The 13707-nt window shown below is 35.0% G+C and carries 10 protein-coding genes; 6 read left to right on the plus strand and 4 right to left on the minus strand.

Annotated elements, in window-relative coordinates; genetic code table 11:
• The first annotated feature begins 2 nt into the window (after positions 1-2).
• On the plus strand, positions 3-1058 hold the full coding sequence (locus J3U69_RS03180; RefSeq protein WP_220221136.1) for a carbamoyl phosphate synthase small subunit: 1056 nt from the start codon (positions 3-5) through the stop codon (positions 1056-1058).
• 2 nt (positions 1059-1060) lie between these two features.
• Positions 1061-4237, plus strand: a complete 3177-nt coding sequence (locus tag J3U69_RS03185; RefSeq protein WP_267413006.1) for a carbamoyl phosphate synthase large subunit — start codon at positions 1061-1063, stop codon at positions 4235-4237.
• Between the two features lie 51 nt (positions 4238-4288).
• On the opposite strand, the gene J3U69_RS03190 is transcribed toward J3U69_RS03185, so the two are convergent.
• Positions 4289-5977: an Rqc2 family fibronectin-binding protein gene (locus J3U69_RS03190; protein ID WP_267413007.1), complete on the minus strand. Its 1689-nt coding sequence runs from the start codon at positions 5975-5977 to the stop codon at positions 4289-4291.
• Positions 5978-6347: 370 nt separating this feature from the next.
• On the opposite strand from J3U69_RS03190, the gene J3U69_RS03195 reads away from it, so the two are divergent.
• The 3 genes from J3U69_RS03195 to J3U69_RS03205 all read left to right on the plus strand — a co-directional run bounded on the left by J3U69_RS03195 (position 6348) and on the right by J3U69_RS03205 (position 8420).
• Positions 6348-6761, plus strand: a complete 414-nt coding sequence (locus J3U69_RS03195) for a MarR family winged helix-turn-helix transcriptional regulator (protein ID WP_220269636.1) — start codon at positions 6348-6350, stop codon at positions 6759-6761.
• Between the two features lie 72 nt (positions 6762-6833).
• Positions 6834-7709 (plus strand): DegV family protein, encoded by an 876-nt coding sequence (locus J3U69_RS03200; RefSeq protein ID WP_220233036.1) that lies wholly within the window; start codon positions 6834-6836, stop codon positions 7707-7709.
• A gap of 75 nt (positions 7710-7784) precedes the next feature.
• Complete coding sequence (locus J3U69_RS03205) at positions 7785-8420, plus strand: NUDIX hydrolase (protein ID WP_267413008.1); 636 nt, start codon at positions 7785-7787, stop codon at positions 8418-8420.
• 53 nt (positions 8421-8473) lie between these two features.
• Here the strand turns inward: J3U69_RS03205 and xerS are convergent, their stop codons facing one another.
• The gene (gene xerS, locus J3U69_RS03210) at positions 8474-9547 is read right to left on the minus strand and encodes a tyrosine recombinase XerS (protein ID WP_220221131.1); all 1074 of its coding nucleotides are present in this window, start codon (positions 9545-9547) and stop codon (positions 8474-8476) included.
• 1686 nt (positions 9548-11233) lie between these two features.
• Between xerS and J3U69_RS03215 the strand changes: the two genes are divergently transcribed.
• Positions 11234-11593 carry a helix-turn-helix domain-containing protein gene (locus J3U69_RS03215; RefSeq protein WP_103751610.1) on the plus strand — a complete coding sequence of 120 codons (360 nt, stop codon included), beginning with the start codon at positions 11234-11236 and terminating at the stop codon, positions 11591-11593.
• A gap of 81 nt (positions 11594-11674) precedes the next feature.
• Here the strand turns inward: J3U69_RS03215 and J3U69_RS03220 are convergent, their stop codons facing one another.
• Together J3U69_RS03220 and J3U69_RS03225 are read right to left on the minus strand one after the other, a co-directional pair.
• Positions 11675-12604 carry a manganese-dependent inorganic pyrophosphatase gene (locus J3U69_RS03220; protein WP_220221130.1) on the minus strand — a complete coding sequence of 310 codons (930 nt, stop codon included), beginning with the start codon at positions 12602-12604 and terminating at the stop codon, positions 11675-11677.
• A gap of 61 nt (positions 12605-12665) precedes the next feature.
• The gene (locus J3U69_RS03225) at positions 12666-13601 is read right to left on the minus strand and encodes a LysR family transcriptional regulator (protein ID WP_220221129.1); all 936 of its coding nucleotides are present in this window, start codon (positions 13599-13601) and stop codon (positions 12666-12668) included.
• Positions 13602-13707: the final 106 nt, after the last annotated feature.

Here is a 13707-nt window from a genome sequence, read left to right on the forward strand (position 1 = left end):
ATATGAAAAGATATTTGATTCTCGAAGACGGTAGTTCATTTCTAGGAGAGGGGTTAGGCTCATCAATTATTTCAACCGGTGAATTAGCAATTCAAACCGGTAATTTTGGTTATCAAGAAGCTCTAACTGATCCTACAAATGCGGGTAGAATTTTGGTTTTTACTGCACCAATGATTGGTGGTAACGGGATTAATGCTATTGATTATGAAAGCATTAATCCCACCGTTAAAGGAATTATTGCCAATGATGTTGCGCGGAATATTTCCGATAGTGAGAATTTCCAGGATTTAGATTCTTTTTTAAAAGAAAAAAATATTCCTGCTATTTATAACATCGATACCCGAGCTTTGGTGCACCGGCTTAATAAAGAGAAAACGATTAAGGCTTCCATCATGGATACTAATGATGAGCATGCTTTTGATCAGATTAAGGCTCTTGTTTTACCAAAGAATCGGTCCGCAAATGTGTCAACGAAGAATGCCTACGCAGTTCCAAATGTCGGCAAAACAGTGGCCGTTATTGATCTTGGGCTCAAACACTCGATGCTGCGAGAATTATCTCTTAGAAAAATTAACGCCACCGTTTTACCGTATGATGTTTCCGTCCCGGATATTAAAAATCTTCGTCCTGAAGGAATCATTATTTCTGGTGGCCCCGGCAAAGTTGAAGAAGTTGCCGCTAATCTCAAACCTATCTTTGATACCTTTTTTGGCAATTATCCCATATGGGGCATTGGACTAGGCTTTTTGGCTCTTAGTTCATATTTAAACTTTGAATTAATAAAATTGCCAGAGGCATTTAACGGGACCAATTATCCGGTTATTGAGCAGAATTCCAATCGTATTTGGCAGACGGCCATGAATATTGACCAGCTTGTTTTACCTAACAGTGTCCAAATGGAAATGGAGCAAGAATATTATGACTTGCACAGTGAACTTTTGGCTGGTTTCAGTAATAAGAAAAGCAAAGTAATTGCAACAGCTTTTAATGCTGAAGGGGCACCAGGAAGCTTAGATGCACTCGAAATTTTCGATGATTTTGTAAAGATGATGGTGTAATTATGCCTTTAGAAAACGACTTAAATAAAGTATTAATTATCGGTTCTGGGCCAACTTTGATAGGTAATGTTTCGGAAACGGATATCTTAATTACAGATGCGATTAAGGCTCTTTTAGAGGAAGATATTCAGGTTGTCTTGGTTAATCCTAACCCCGCAACCGTCTCAACTGACAAAAGACCGCACGTAACTGTATATTTAGAGCCAATGTCATTAGACTTTCTAAAGAGAATAATTCGCATGGAAGAGCCTAATGCAATTATTTCTGCTTATGGCTCAACGATGGGAATCAAAGTTACACGTGATTTAGTTAAAGACGGTATTCTAGGAAAAATGGGAATTCGCTTGCTTACTATTAACGAGCAAGCTCTCATGATTAACAACCAGCAAAAGATGACATCATTTCTTGAACAAAATCAGATTGATGTTAACCAATATTGGAAATTAACTGACTTTGACTCAACGCATTTAGAAAAACAGTTGACAGAACGAATCGTTTTTCCAGCAATGCTTATTAAAGAAGAGCAGTTTTTCCATAACAAGCAACTTGTTTTTGACAGTGCGCAAGATGTGGTTGATTACATCAAAAATGAACGACAAAATGATGATTTTTCTTATAATCAATACCGTTTAACTGAGGACTTGTCTTCATGGGAAGAAGTAATCCTTAATATCATTCGCGATAGTGACGGAAACGTTCTTTTTACCAGTTTAGCTGACACGATTGAATCAGTAGCGATTGATTCAGGTGACTCAGCGGCAGTTATGCCGGCTTTGACCCTAAATAATGATCAGGTCCAAAAACTACGAGCAATTGCGAAAAAAATTGCGGAAGGACTCAAAATAGTCGGTATCTTAAATATTCACTTTGCTGTCAAGCACCACGGAACAAAATTTACCGTTAAAGTACTAACAATTAAGCCGCGCCTTACAAGAAGTGCAATCTGGTCGCAGAGAATTGGGCTTTACAGCATGGGCTACATTGTATGCAAAGTTGCCATTGGCTATCGCCTTAACGAGATCTTTGACCCAATGTCTGGTCTAAATGCGGCAATCGAGCCTGCTCAAGATAAGGTTGCGATTAGAATGCCATTTTGGTCGTTAACCCAATCTGGTAGTAATCATTATGCCTTAGGTAATAAAATGCAGGCCAGTGGGGAAGCGATCGGCATTGGTCAAAATTTTGAATCTGCTTTTCTAAAAGGACTAGCTTCAACAGTCAATGTCAAAACGGCAATTAAAGTTTTTCATGATGAAACCACTAAAGATAGAGAACAAATTATTTACGATTTAGTTCATCCAGACGAGCTTCATCTAGTTAAGCTTTTAGCAGCAATTGCTGTCGGCTTTTCCTATCAGGATTTACAAAAGATTATTAACATTCATCCAATTTATTACCAAAAATTTGAACATATTGTCAAAATTGGTCAATCTTTGGCTACAGGGGAGCTCACAGATGAATTGTTACTTGAAGCAAAAAAACGGGGCTTTCGCAACGTACTAATTTCTGATTTAACTGGCATTCCAATTACGGCTTTAAAAAAGCGAATCGCAAAATTACATCTTAAACCTTCATATTTACAAATTGATGGGTCGGCTGGCCTACATGAGCCCCTGGTTCATGCTTACTACAGTGCTTTTGGGGTTCAAGATGAATCTGTTCCTTTAACCGCGCAAAAAAAGGTTTTAGTTATTGGTATGTTGCCATCTCAGGTTTCCGTAACCAGCGAATTTGACTACATGATTAGCCATGCAATTGATACTTTACATAATAATAATTATGCCACTGTATTGATTTCTAATAATGATGAATCCGTTGCAACACGTTTCAAAAAAGCCGATAAAATTTACTTCGAACCAATTACCGTTGAAAGTATTATTCATGTAGCTGAAAAAGAACAAATTAAAGACGTTTTGCTGCAATTTTCTGGTAAAGAGATTAATTCTTTAAGTAAAAGACTAATTGAAAATGGTTTAAACGTTTTGGGAACAGGGGATCTTAACCCTAAGAAACGAATCAGGCAAGTTCTTGAGTTACCAATGAAGACTCTTAAACAAAATCAATTAGTCACTACCGTGGATCGACTGCAGGCTAAAGAATTCATTCATGATAATGGTTTTCCAATCTTAATTGGTGGTTTTAATGATCAGGGCGTTAAGCAAAAATCTGCGGTTGTCTATGATATGCCAGCTTTACTCAAGTACTTAGAGGAAAACTTATTAGCCAAAATTACGTTATCTCATTTTATTGAAGGCAATAAATACGAGATTACTGCTATTTCTGATGGAAAAAATGTAACTGTCCCGGGAATAATTGAGCACTTAGAGCAAACAGGCTCTCATGCTTCTGATTCAATTGCCGTCTTTAAACCGCAAAATTTATCAGACAGTGGTAGAAAGAGACTAACTTATTATGCAATTGAACTGATTAAAAAAGTCAAAATGCGGGGAATCTTTACCTTACACTTTTTGACCGTTAATCATGATATTTATCTCTTACAAATTAAGCCTTATGCTGGCCATAATGTAGCATTTTTATCGCAGGCTTTAGGTAAAGACATTACGCAATGTGCCACTGAAGTTCTAAGCGGCCAAAATTTAAGTGATTTAGGCTATCCAAATGGGCTTTGGCCATCTAATGATTTTATTTACGTTAAAATGCCCGTATTTTCTTACATCAATTATAATAGCGATAATACCTTTGATTCTAAAATGAAATCTTCGGGTTCTGTTATGGGACGAGATACTGAATTAGCTAAGGCTCTGTTTAAGGGCTACGAAGCAAGTGGTCTGCGTATCCCAAGCTATGGAACAATTTTTATTTCTGTTCGTGATGAAGATAAAGCGAAAATGACCGAACTAGCGCAACGATTTTATCGCTTAGGTTTCAAAATCGTTGCCACTGAGGGAACGGCTAATAATTTTGCTGAGGCTGGCATTACAACAGGACTCGTTACTAAGGTACATTCTGATCCAAATAATTTGTTAGCTAAGATACGCCAGCATAAGATTGTTATGGTAATCAATATCACGGATTTATCGGATACTGCTAGCGAAGACGCAATTCGGATTAGAGATGAAGCACTAAATATTCACGTACCGGTTTTCTCGAGTATCGAAACTACCGAATTGATTTTAAAAGTTTTAGAATCTCTTTCTTTAACTACACAACCAATTTAACAATTAAATATTTTTACAACAGAAAAGTGATGACAAATTGTCATCACTTTTTTAGTCTATTCTTTTGGCCAAAACACGTTCTTTTTCAGGCGTAACTTCAATTGAATTCTGTCCTGTGTAAATGACAAAGCCAGGTCTTGCACCGTTTGGTTTCTTTACGCGCTTATCTTGTACGTAATCTACTTGAACATGCGCAGAATTTTTGGCTTTCGAGAAGTAGGCTGCTATTTCTGCCGCTTCTAAAATATCATCATCAGATGGATTAGCATCTTGTAAGATGACATGAGAACCAGGGATATTTTTTACATGAAACCAAATATCGGTTTTATTAGCCTTTTTTAAAGTTAGCCAGTCATTTTGATAATTATTTTTTCCTACCAAAACGGTTTTACCCGATGATAACCTGAATTTGTTCAAATTATGTTCAGTTACCTTCTTTTTCCGTTTTTGCTTTTGTGGTCGCTTAAGGTAACCCTGATTTATTAATTCATCAGTTATTTGATCAATGTCTTCTGGTTCAGCATTATCAATAGCAGTTTGAATTGAGTCAAAATAACGTAAGTTGTCATTAGCAATCTCAATTTGTTCTTTAACATGCTTAATTGAATCACGCAATTTTTTGTAGCGTGTGAAATATTTCTGCCCATTTCGAGCAGGCGAGAGGGCAGCGTCAAGTTTAATCTCAATTGGCCGATTATTATCATAATAATTAGGCAACGAAATTTTGGTCATACCTGGTTTGACCTGCGCCAAATTAGCGTTTAATATTTCACCGCGAATGCGATATCCTTCAGAGTTTTCAGCTTGCTCTAGCTGCTTCTTGAGCTTAACAACTTTTTTAGTCAGTTTTTTTTGTTCGTTTTTAACCAAACGTTCAATTTTGCTAGATTTTTGTTTTACCCAGTCATGATTTGCTTGGTAAAGATAAAACTCATCTAAGGCATGATTTAAATCAGGATCAGAACTTTCTTTAACTAAATCCAAATGGTAGGGAAGGTAAGGAAAAATTTTACGTTTATTTCTAGGTGTTAATAGTACAAAAGCACCTTTTTTATCAAATTGATTTATAAAAGTCCTAAATGAGGAATAAGAAAAGTCATCCTCAAGATAACCTATTAACTCGGAGCGATCATCACGATCAAGACCATTTATCTGACCAGCAAATTCGCTAGGATCATTTACAGCAGCTTTTTGCTTGAATTCTTGCTCGCTCAAATCAAAACCATTAATTCCTGGATTAAGAGGAGGGAGCTCATACTTAGCTTTCGGTAAAAGAATACGCGCCCGATTTTCATCAGGGTTAATCCGCTTCAGTAAATCAATGATATGACCATTGCTATTATCGTAAAGAATAACATTACTATGCCGGCCCATTAATTCAACTGATAAAACTAGCTGAACCTGATCGCCCAATTCGTTACGATTACTAAAGCGAAAATTAACTATGCGGTCTACACCTATTTGCTCAATCCCCTGTAATATTGAGCCCTCTAAATACTTTCTAAGTACCATCACAAAGGTCGGAGCCTTATCTGGGTTCGCAATTGCTTTCTTAGTTAAATAAAACCGCGGATATTGCGCATTAGCAGAAATAAGTAACTGATAATTTTTACGTTCATTTCTAAATGTTAAAACCAGGTCTTGTTCAAACGGCTGATATATTTTTGAAAGACGACCGTTAACGAGAGTTGGCTTAATACTGTTTAATAGGCTATGAATGAATAATCCATCGAATGCCATAATATCACCTCAAAATACGATATCTATTATACCAATTATTTTGGCATAAGTATAAAAGAAGAATAAGAATGATCAATCTTAAAATAAGTTACCTTTGTTCATATATTAACTTTTAGACACTTTTGCAAATAAATCATTGCAAAAAGTCGATATACTGGTAATATAGATTTATGATTATTGCTATGAAATATCATAAGTTAAAAATAATATAGTTTGTTTCACGGCAAAAATTATTTTGTGTCCGTGGTGATGTTTCACGGATTTTCAAAGGTAAAAGCCGCGTCTTCTTATGGTGGCCGGTTTTTTCTAGGAATAGTTTTCACTTATAAAATATTTTTATTGTTTACTTTAACAAAGAAAAGGTAGTTAGATGGATATTTTATCTTTTAGTACAATAGCGGGAAATGTCAAAAAAGAGATTAGCAAAAGGTGTGGATTAAACCTCTCACAAACACGAATTTTGCTATATTTTGATCAAAACAATAATATGGCTTTAAAAATGGGGGATTTAGCCGTTAATTTGCAAATCTCACTCTCAACTTTGAGTAGACAGCTACAGCAGAAAAAAACATTAAGTTTTGTTACCATCACACGTTCAGAAAATGATTCTAGCAAGACCGTTGTTTTAAATGAAAATGGGCTGCAAAAAATTATTGAGCTAAAACGGGCCTTGACTCAGATTGAAAAAGCAATGTTTAAAGATTTTTCAGATCAAGACGTGGCAGTTTTTACTAAAATCTTTAATTCATTAGTAGAGCAAGCGCAAGCAAATTCATTAAACTAGCTGTCGAACCACTTCTTTTTTTATGCTATAATTTCCCTATATTGTACATACAAGAAGCGAAAGGTTAATTAGATGAAGATTGCATTAGTTACTGATAGTACTAGCGTTATTACTAAAGAAGAAGCCAAGGAAAACAACATTGTTGTCGTTCCTATTCCGATTATCATCGGTAACAAAGAGTACTTAGAAGATATCGACATTACTTCTGATCAACTGTTCGAAATGCAAAAGCAGGGAACTGATTTTCCTAAAACTTCACAACCAAGTCTGGGCTATTTGATTAGTCTATTTGATAAACTCCATGATGATGGTTATGAAGCAATTATAGCGATTACTTTATCAAGCGGAATTTCTGGATTTTATCATACTTTATGTAACATTGCGGAAAGCAATCCAAAGTATAATTTACATCCAATTGACACAAAGATGACGGTACGCTTACAGGGAAACTTAGTTTTAGCAGCTGCTAAAATGATTAAGAATGGGGTAGAATTGAACGTTATTCTTGAGCGCCTTGAAAATATCCGCTCAACTATTAACGAAATTTTTGTTGTTAATGACTTGAACAACCTTAGTCGTGGCGGACGACTAAGTAATGCCGGGGCTTTTATTGGCTCCATGCTCAATATTAAGCCTCTTTTAACGTTTAAGGAGGGCAATATTGTAGCCTTTGATAAAATTCGTTCCATGAAGCGGGCATTTGCCAAAATCAAGAAACTCACGGTTAAAGATATTGCTAAATTGCCGTATAAGGATAAGATCAAACTCTTTATTATTGATTCCAATGATAGCAGCCAGGTTGAAGAAGCAAAAGAATGGATCAAGCAGGAATTTCCTGAGCAGAATGTATCCGTCACTAAATTTAGTCCGGTAATAGCTACACATTTAGGTGAAAAGTCATTTGCAATTGGTTGGATGATTGATATTGACAAAATCGATTTAACATAATTTATGTATGCAACTGTTCCAGTTGCTTTTTTTGTAAAAACAAATCGGGCTGCTTGCAGCTGAAAGGAAACAATAATGGAAAAAAAGGATCAATTTTCAAAATGGGCAATTGAATTACAAAGTATCGCACAAGATGGACTGGAATATGGTCATGATCGCTTTGATTTGGAACGATATGCTCGCATTAGAGAAATTGCAACTGAAATGATGGCAGCTAAAACTGGTTTGCCGTTAAAGCAAGTAAAGGACTTATTCAGCAGCGATGATGGCTACCAAACACCCAAATTGTCTACACGTGCGGCAATTTTTAAGAATGATAAGCTATTGCTGGTACACGAAACCACAGATGATCATTGGTCAATGCCTGGCGGTTGGTGCGAGCCAAATTTATCAGTTGCGCAAAACTGTATTAAAGAAGCTCGGGAAGAATCGGGCCGAAAGATTGCAATTGATCAAGTAATTGCAATCAGAAACAGCAAAACTAACGTTCATGGCCATGACCGAACTGAGCGAGCAATTAATGTCTGTAATGTAATCTTTTTATGTCATGAACTAGGTGGAGATTTTGTAAAAAATACTGAAACAACTGAATGCGACTATTTTTCCTTAGACAATTTGCCGCCGCTTTCACTTATTAGAAATACACCAGAAGAAATTAAAATTTGTTTTGATGCTCATAAGGCCACAAACTGGCAAGTTTTATTTGATTAAAACAAAACTAAAAAGAACTCCACATAACATTATTGGAGTTCTTTTTTTCTTAGCTATTCTTTTTTATCTTTAGCTGTAGCAATTCTATCTAAAGCTGCTCGTTGCTTTTTTTGGTCAACGTGTGTGTACAAATCGGTAGCCGAGGTACCTTTTTGTCCAAGTTGCTGTGCTACTAACACCTGGTCTTTAGTCACATCATATAATTCGGAAGCGAGTGTATGCCGCAATTTATGTGGAGTTAGTGGATGACCAAAAGCAGCAGAATATTTATTAACCATTTTTTCAATGGCATTAGTCGTAATTCTTTTTGTTTGATGATGCCACCTCGTGAGGAAGAAAGCTGTTTCCTTTTTTGAGGCCATATAACGCTGTCTGCGGACTTTTTTATAGTCGGATATATAGTTTAGTGTCCATTGAGCAATCGGCACGCTATCGCGCTGTCCGCCTTTACGGGTGACATCTAAGGTAGCCTTTTTTAAATTCAAATCGGTAAGGTCAATTCCGGCACATTCTGAAACGCGAATACCGGTTCCAAGAATTAAAGCAATAATAGCCATATCACGCTCCTTATTGACTTTAAAACTAGGTAGCGCATGAACATTACACTGCTTTTCAAATTCATTAGCAATAAAATCTAAAAACTGATATTTTAATTTTCCGGTGTACATATGCGATTCCAAAACATGTGCACGATAATTTAACGTTTCAGTATTGTTAAGTGAGTCAATCTTCAGCATTACATTTCGTTCAAAATATGGTTTTCCATCATTATTATCAGCGGTAATAGTTAAAAATTTGAATAAGGAACGCAACGCATTAATTGACCGGTTAATCGTTGTCGGTGAATTTAAATTACCTTGCTTGTTTCGAACATGGCCCAAATAATTGATATAGAGCATAATATCGTTTCGGTGCAAAGTCGCCAAAGTTTCAATACTAATTTTTTGATTGGTATCAGCAGGGGAAATACCTTCATGACGAAGCCAATCAAAAAAACGTCTAATTTCTGTAAGATACTGGTACGATGTCGCTAAAGAATGACTGGTACCAAAATTGTACTCTTTGACAAAATCCGGCATCTTATTTAATTCTTCTTGAATGAGATCCAAATACTTTTTTGTTTCCACGTAGTTCTCCTAGCTTTTTTACTAACTATTATATAGCAAAATCTGAATGTATGTTTGTCTTTTTTATAGTGAAAGAGTGGGAAGTGGGGAAGAAGAGGCTTAATAAGGCTAATTTAACTGCAATAATAAGTGGAAGTTGACCACGTTAAAAAGAATACTTGGTCAGCGCCATTTTAGGTAACTAAGCAGGATAAATTGCGTTCTTTAGCCTTGTGCGTATTAAGAAACACGCAGGAGGGTAAAAAGGCCGGTAAAAAACAGATATTTTGAATAAATCCGACCAAAAACCGCGAACTTAAAATCTTAAACAGCCCAAATCCCAAGTTACAAGTTGATAGTTAAAACTTTAATTACTAGAATATTTTGCAAATGGTTTTAACAAAAGTTATATAATCATTTTTATAATATTTTTGAGTTAGATTTAAGCAAATTCAGCAAAAGCCTGTCAGATAGCTGCTTTTACTTATCATTAAAATTATAGTTTTAATGATACCAAAAATAAAATTTTGCTTATTTTTTGCTTATTTTTTGCTTATTTAGCGCGGATAGCTAAAGCATTTTAAGCAGCAAACCATACCCAGTAAAATTAGTACTCTACTAGCAAATGTATCCTGGCAGAGAATAGTTTTTGCGTTCAGTTCATACTTGCTAGTGATGATCTTCATTTACTTGTTCAAATTCCTCACCAAGATATCTTATAGTTAAACAGCAACAGAACGCTTTTGCTTGCTCAAACTAACCGTGAAAGCATCAAGTTATCAAGTGTGTCCTTAATTAACTTCCACTAGTTTTCTTGACGACAATAGTTTTATTTCAGCAATAAAACTACCTTTATTGAAAATTATTAAGACTCTCTAAAGTCAGTAGTGTAAGATTTGTCGAATAAGCTAAGAGGAATTAAACTAACTACTGCTTAAAACTTAAATAGTAATATTAGGTCGATTGTCGTTGATTATTAACAGATTTTGGCAAAACGCACTTCTACTAAAACAACTGGCAGTCATTGATAAAATTGAGATAACTTTACATAATATATATTATACGAAGTTGTCCTACGGATTGAATCATTTTCACTTGCTATACCCTTTATTTACTTTCTTAGGACCTGCATTTATTTAAGTTTGTAGCAACCGTCAAATTATCTTTTTTAATTTGATGTATTTAGTGTAATAATTGGTTTAATTTGCTTATTCAATTTTGAAGCGATTATAAATTTTTCTTAGAATTGTGAGCAATTTTTGTTTGTGCGAATTTTATTATTTTTGGAACTGTTTCTTTTGCTTTTTAGCAATTTTGCTAATTATTGCCAGTTTTTCAAAATAAATTAATAAGCGCTTTCTATCTTGATGTTATATATTATTACCCTTTTTGGTAAAACTATTCTTAACCATATTTTGGACTTCATTGCTAATCAAGCCTTCCAATAGGCAAAATAGTATTTGCCACTTTTTCAATTTCCATTTTAAGTTGATTTTTTTAGTAGTTTTTATTTGATTTTTTTCTATTTTGTCCTACAATACTATCTGGGGTATAGTTTAAAGTGTTTTTATTTGACTGTTTTTGTTTAAGTTTTAGTTGAATTTAAGCGTTTTATTCATTATTTTTATTGTTTTAGTTTTTAATTCCATAATTAATCTGTTATTATGTAATATGGAATTATATTTTTGAAAGGGTTGAATTTATTCCATGAGTATAAATTTAGGAAAAGAGATATGCCGTCGTAGACGTGAGCAGAAGCTGACACAGGAGGACCTCGCTGAATTAAGCGATTTGTCAGTTAACTTTATTTCACGTCTTGAAAGAACTAAGAACCAAAACATTAGTATTCAAAAATTGGATTCTATTGCTAGAGCTTTGAATACTACTACGCCGGATATTATTATGAATGCTTACCGCTTCAAAGAAGTTAAGGTTGAAAATCATCATGATAATACACCGGTATTCATCAAGAAGGTTCTTAATGAATTAAGAAAGATGGATCCAGAAAAAGCTGAAAGAGTATGCAAGTCTTTCATTATTCTGGCCAAAGAAATTAATAAAGATTAAGAATTAATCCTAAAACTAAAAAGCACAAGTTAGGCTTCTCACCTACCTTGTGCTTTTTCTATTGCTTTGTTTATTTTGTTTTTAGTTAAATGCTTCAGTCAATGGCGGAACCACTTGCTTTTTACGTGATACTACCCCTGGCAAACTAATTTCTGAATCAGCAACCTTGCCAAAAGCCTTCTCAAATGCTGCTATAGCATCATCTGAGCCGGTTACTAATGCCTTTGAATCAGAGTCAAGTACATTAGTAATTAGCAACATGAACAAATCATAATTTTCACTTGCTGAAGCGGCGTTCATTGCCTTCAAGAAGGCATTTTTACGTTCCATCGCCTCTGGTAAGTCAACCACATTAATTTGCGCTACACGGACAGTTTTGCCGTTTAAATCGAAGCTCTTAGCATCTAAGTCAATTAAGTCTTCTTCAGACTTGCTGGCGATATTAGTTCCAGCCTTTAATTCTTCAAGACCATATTTTTCGTAGTCCACGTCAGCAATTTCTGCTAATGCTTTAACTGCTTTCTTATCTTCATCCGTAGTTGTCGGTGATTTTAAAAGCAAAGTATCGGAAATAATTGCGGAAAGCATAATTCCAGCGATATTTTGGGGAATTTCAACATTGTAGTGCTGATATAATTGCCACATAATCGTACTTGTACAGCCAACAGGAGCAGCTAGGTAGAATAATGGTGAGCTAGTATTAAAATTCATAATTCGATGGTGATCAACCACATGAGTAACAGTTACCTGATCAATATCTGAAACACTTTGCTGCGGTTCATTGTGATCAACAAGCATTACCTTGTCTACTTCATTTGCGGCAGTTTTAATAACTCTAGGAGCTTCAAAGCCAAATTTTTTCAGCGCAAATGCAGTCTCATCATTAGCCTCACCCAATGCGACTGGCTCAGTATTATAACCCAGCTTGTTTTGCAAGTATGAGTATGCAATAGCAGTCCCAATCGCATCTGTATCAGGATTTTGATGGCCAAAAATTAACTCTTTTTCCATTAATCTTCCTCTTTTTCTTTCAAAAATATTGTTCTTCATTATTAAGTTTACCTAATAATGCTTATTCATCCAAGAATTTTTTGAATTCGGCTAAAAAGCGTTCAATTCGGGGAACGTCTTTTTTACCCTTGCGATAAATTACTGAAGTTGAGAATTTTGTATCATCTTTCAAATAAATCGGGGTTAAATTGATATCATTTTTATGTAATTGATAGTATGAGTTATTAATAAAAGTATCGTACTCAGTTTCTTCAGCCGTATCAAGCAATTGCTTTGTTGAAGAAAAGCTTAGTGGCACCTTCATGCCATTTTTAGCATTCATCTTACTACCAAATTTTTCCCTCATTATTTGGGTCAGATAAAAATTATCTGGATATGCTACCCACTGTCTGTCAATAAATTCAGAAACCGGGTAAGATTTTCCAGCCTTCGCTTTTTTATCATGCGTCAAGATCGTAAGCCGATCTTCACAAACTTTCATGTAATCGTACTGATTCTGGAGATTAACCTGACTCTTCTTCATATTATCCGGCACATAAATAAGTGCCAAATCAATTAAATTATTGTCCAGATTATACCAAAGATCCTTCCGATTAAAATAGCATACGTTTACGGTTATATCAGGACTTTTTTGGTTAAATTTGACCAAAAACTTTCGTAATACTTCAGAGTCTACACTATCTAAGACTCCGATTGAGATATTACCCTTATCTGCTTGAGTAAACTCCTGAATATCGTTGACAACTGAATTGATTGTCCCCAAAAGCTTGATTGCACCCGTTTGCAGCTGCTTGCCCGCTTCAGTCAGATAAAGCTTCTTACCCATCTGTCCAAACAAAGGAGTACCAATCGCGTGCTCGATTTTTTTAATTTGTTGAGTCAAAGCTGGTTGTGTAATTCCTAAGATTTGGGCCGCTTGAGTATAGTTCATAGTATCAATCAGCTGTAAAAAATAATGTAAAGACTTAGTTGAGAGTATTGTATCTGTTTTAGGCATAAAATTTATCCTTCTATCTTAACAATAATATAACCCTATTTATATGCTATTATCTGTCAAAAAATATTACATGTCAAAGTATAATTCAAAGTCAATTAAGCCTTTT

It is taken from the genome of Lactobacillus sp. B4026 (assembly GCF_026535825.1).
GTDB lineage: Bacteria > Bacillota > Bacilli > Lactobacillales > Lactobacillaceae > Lactobacillus > Lactobacillus panisapium.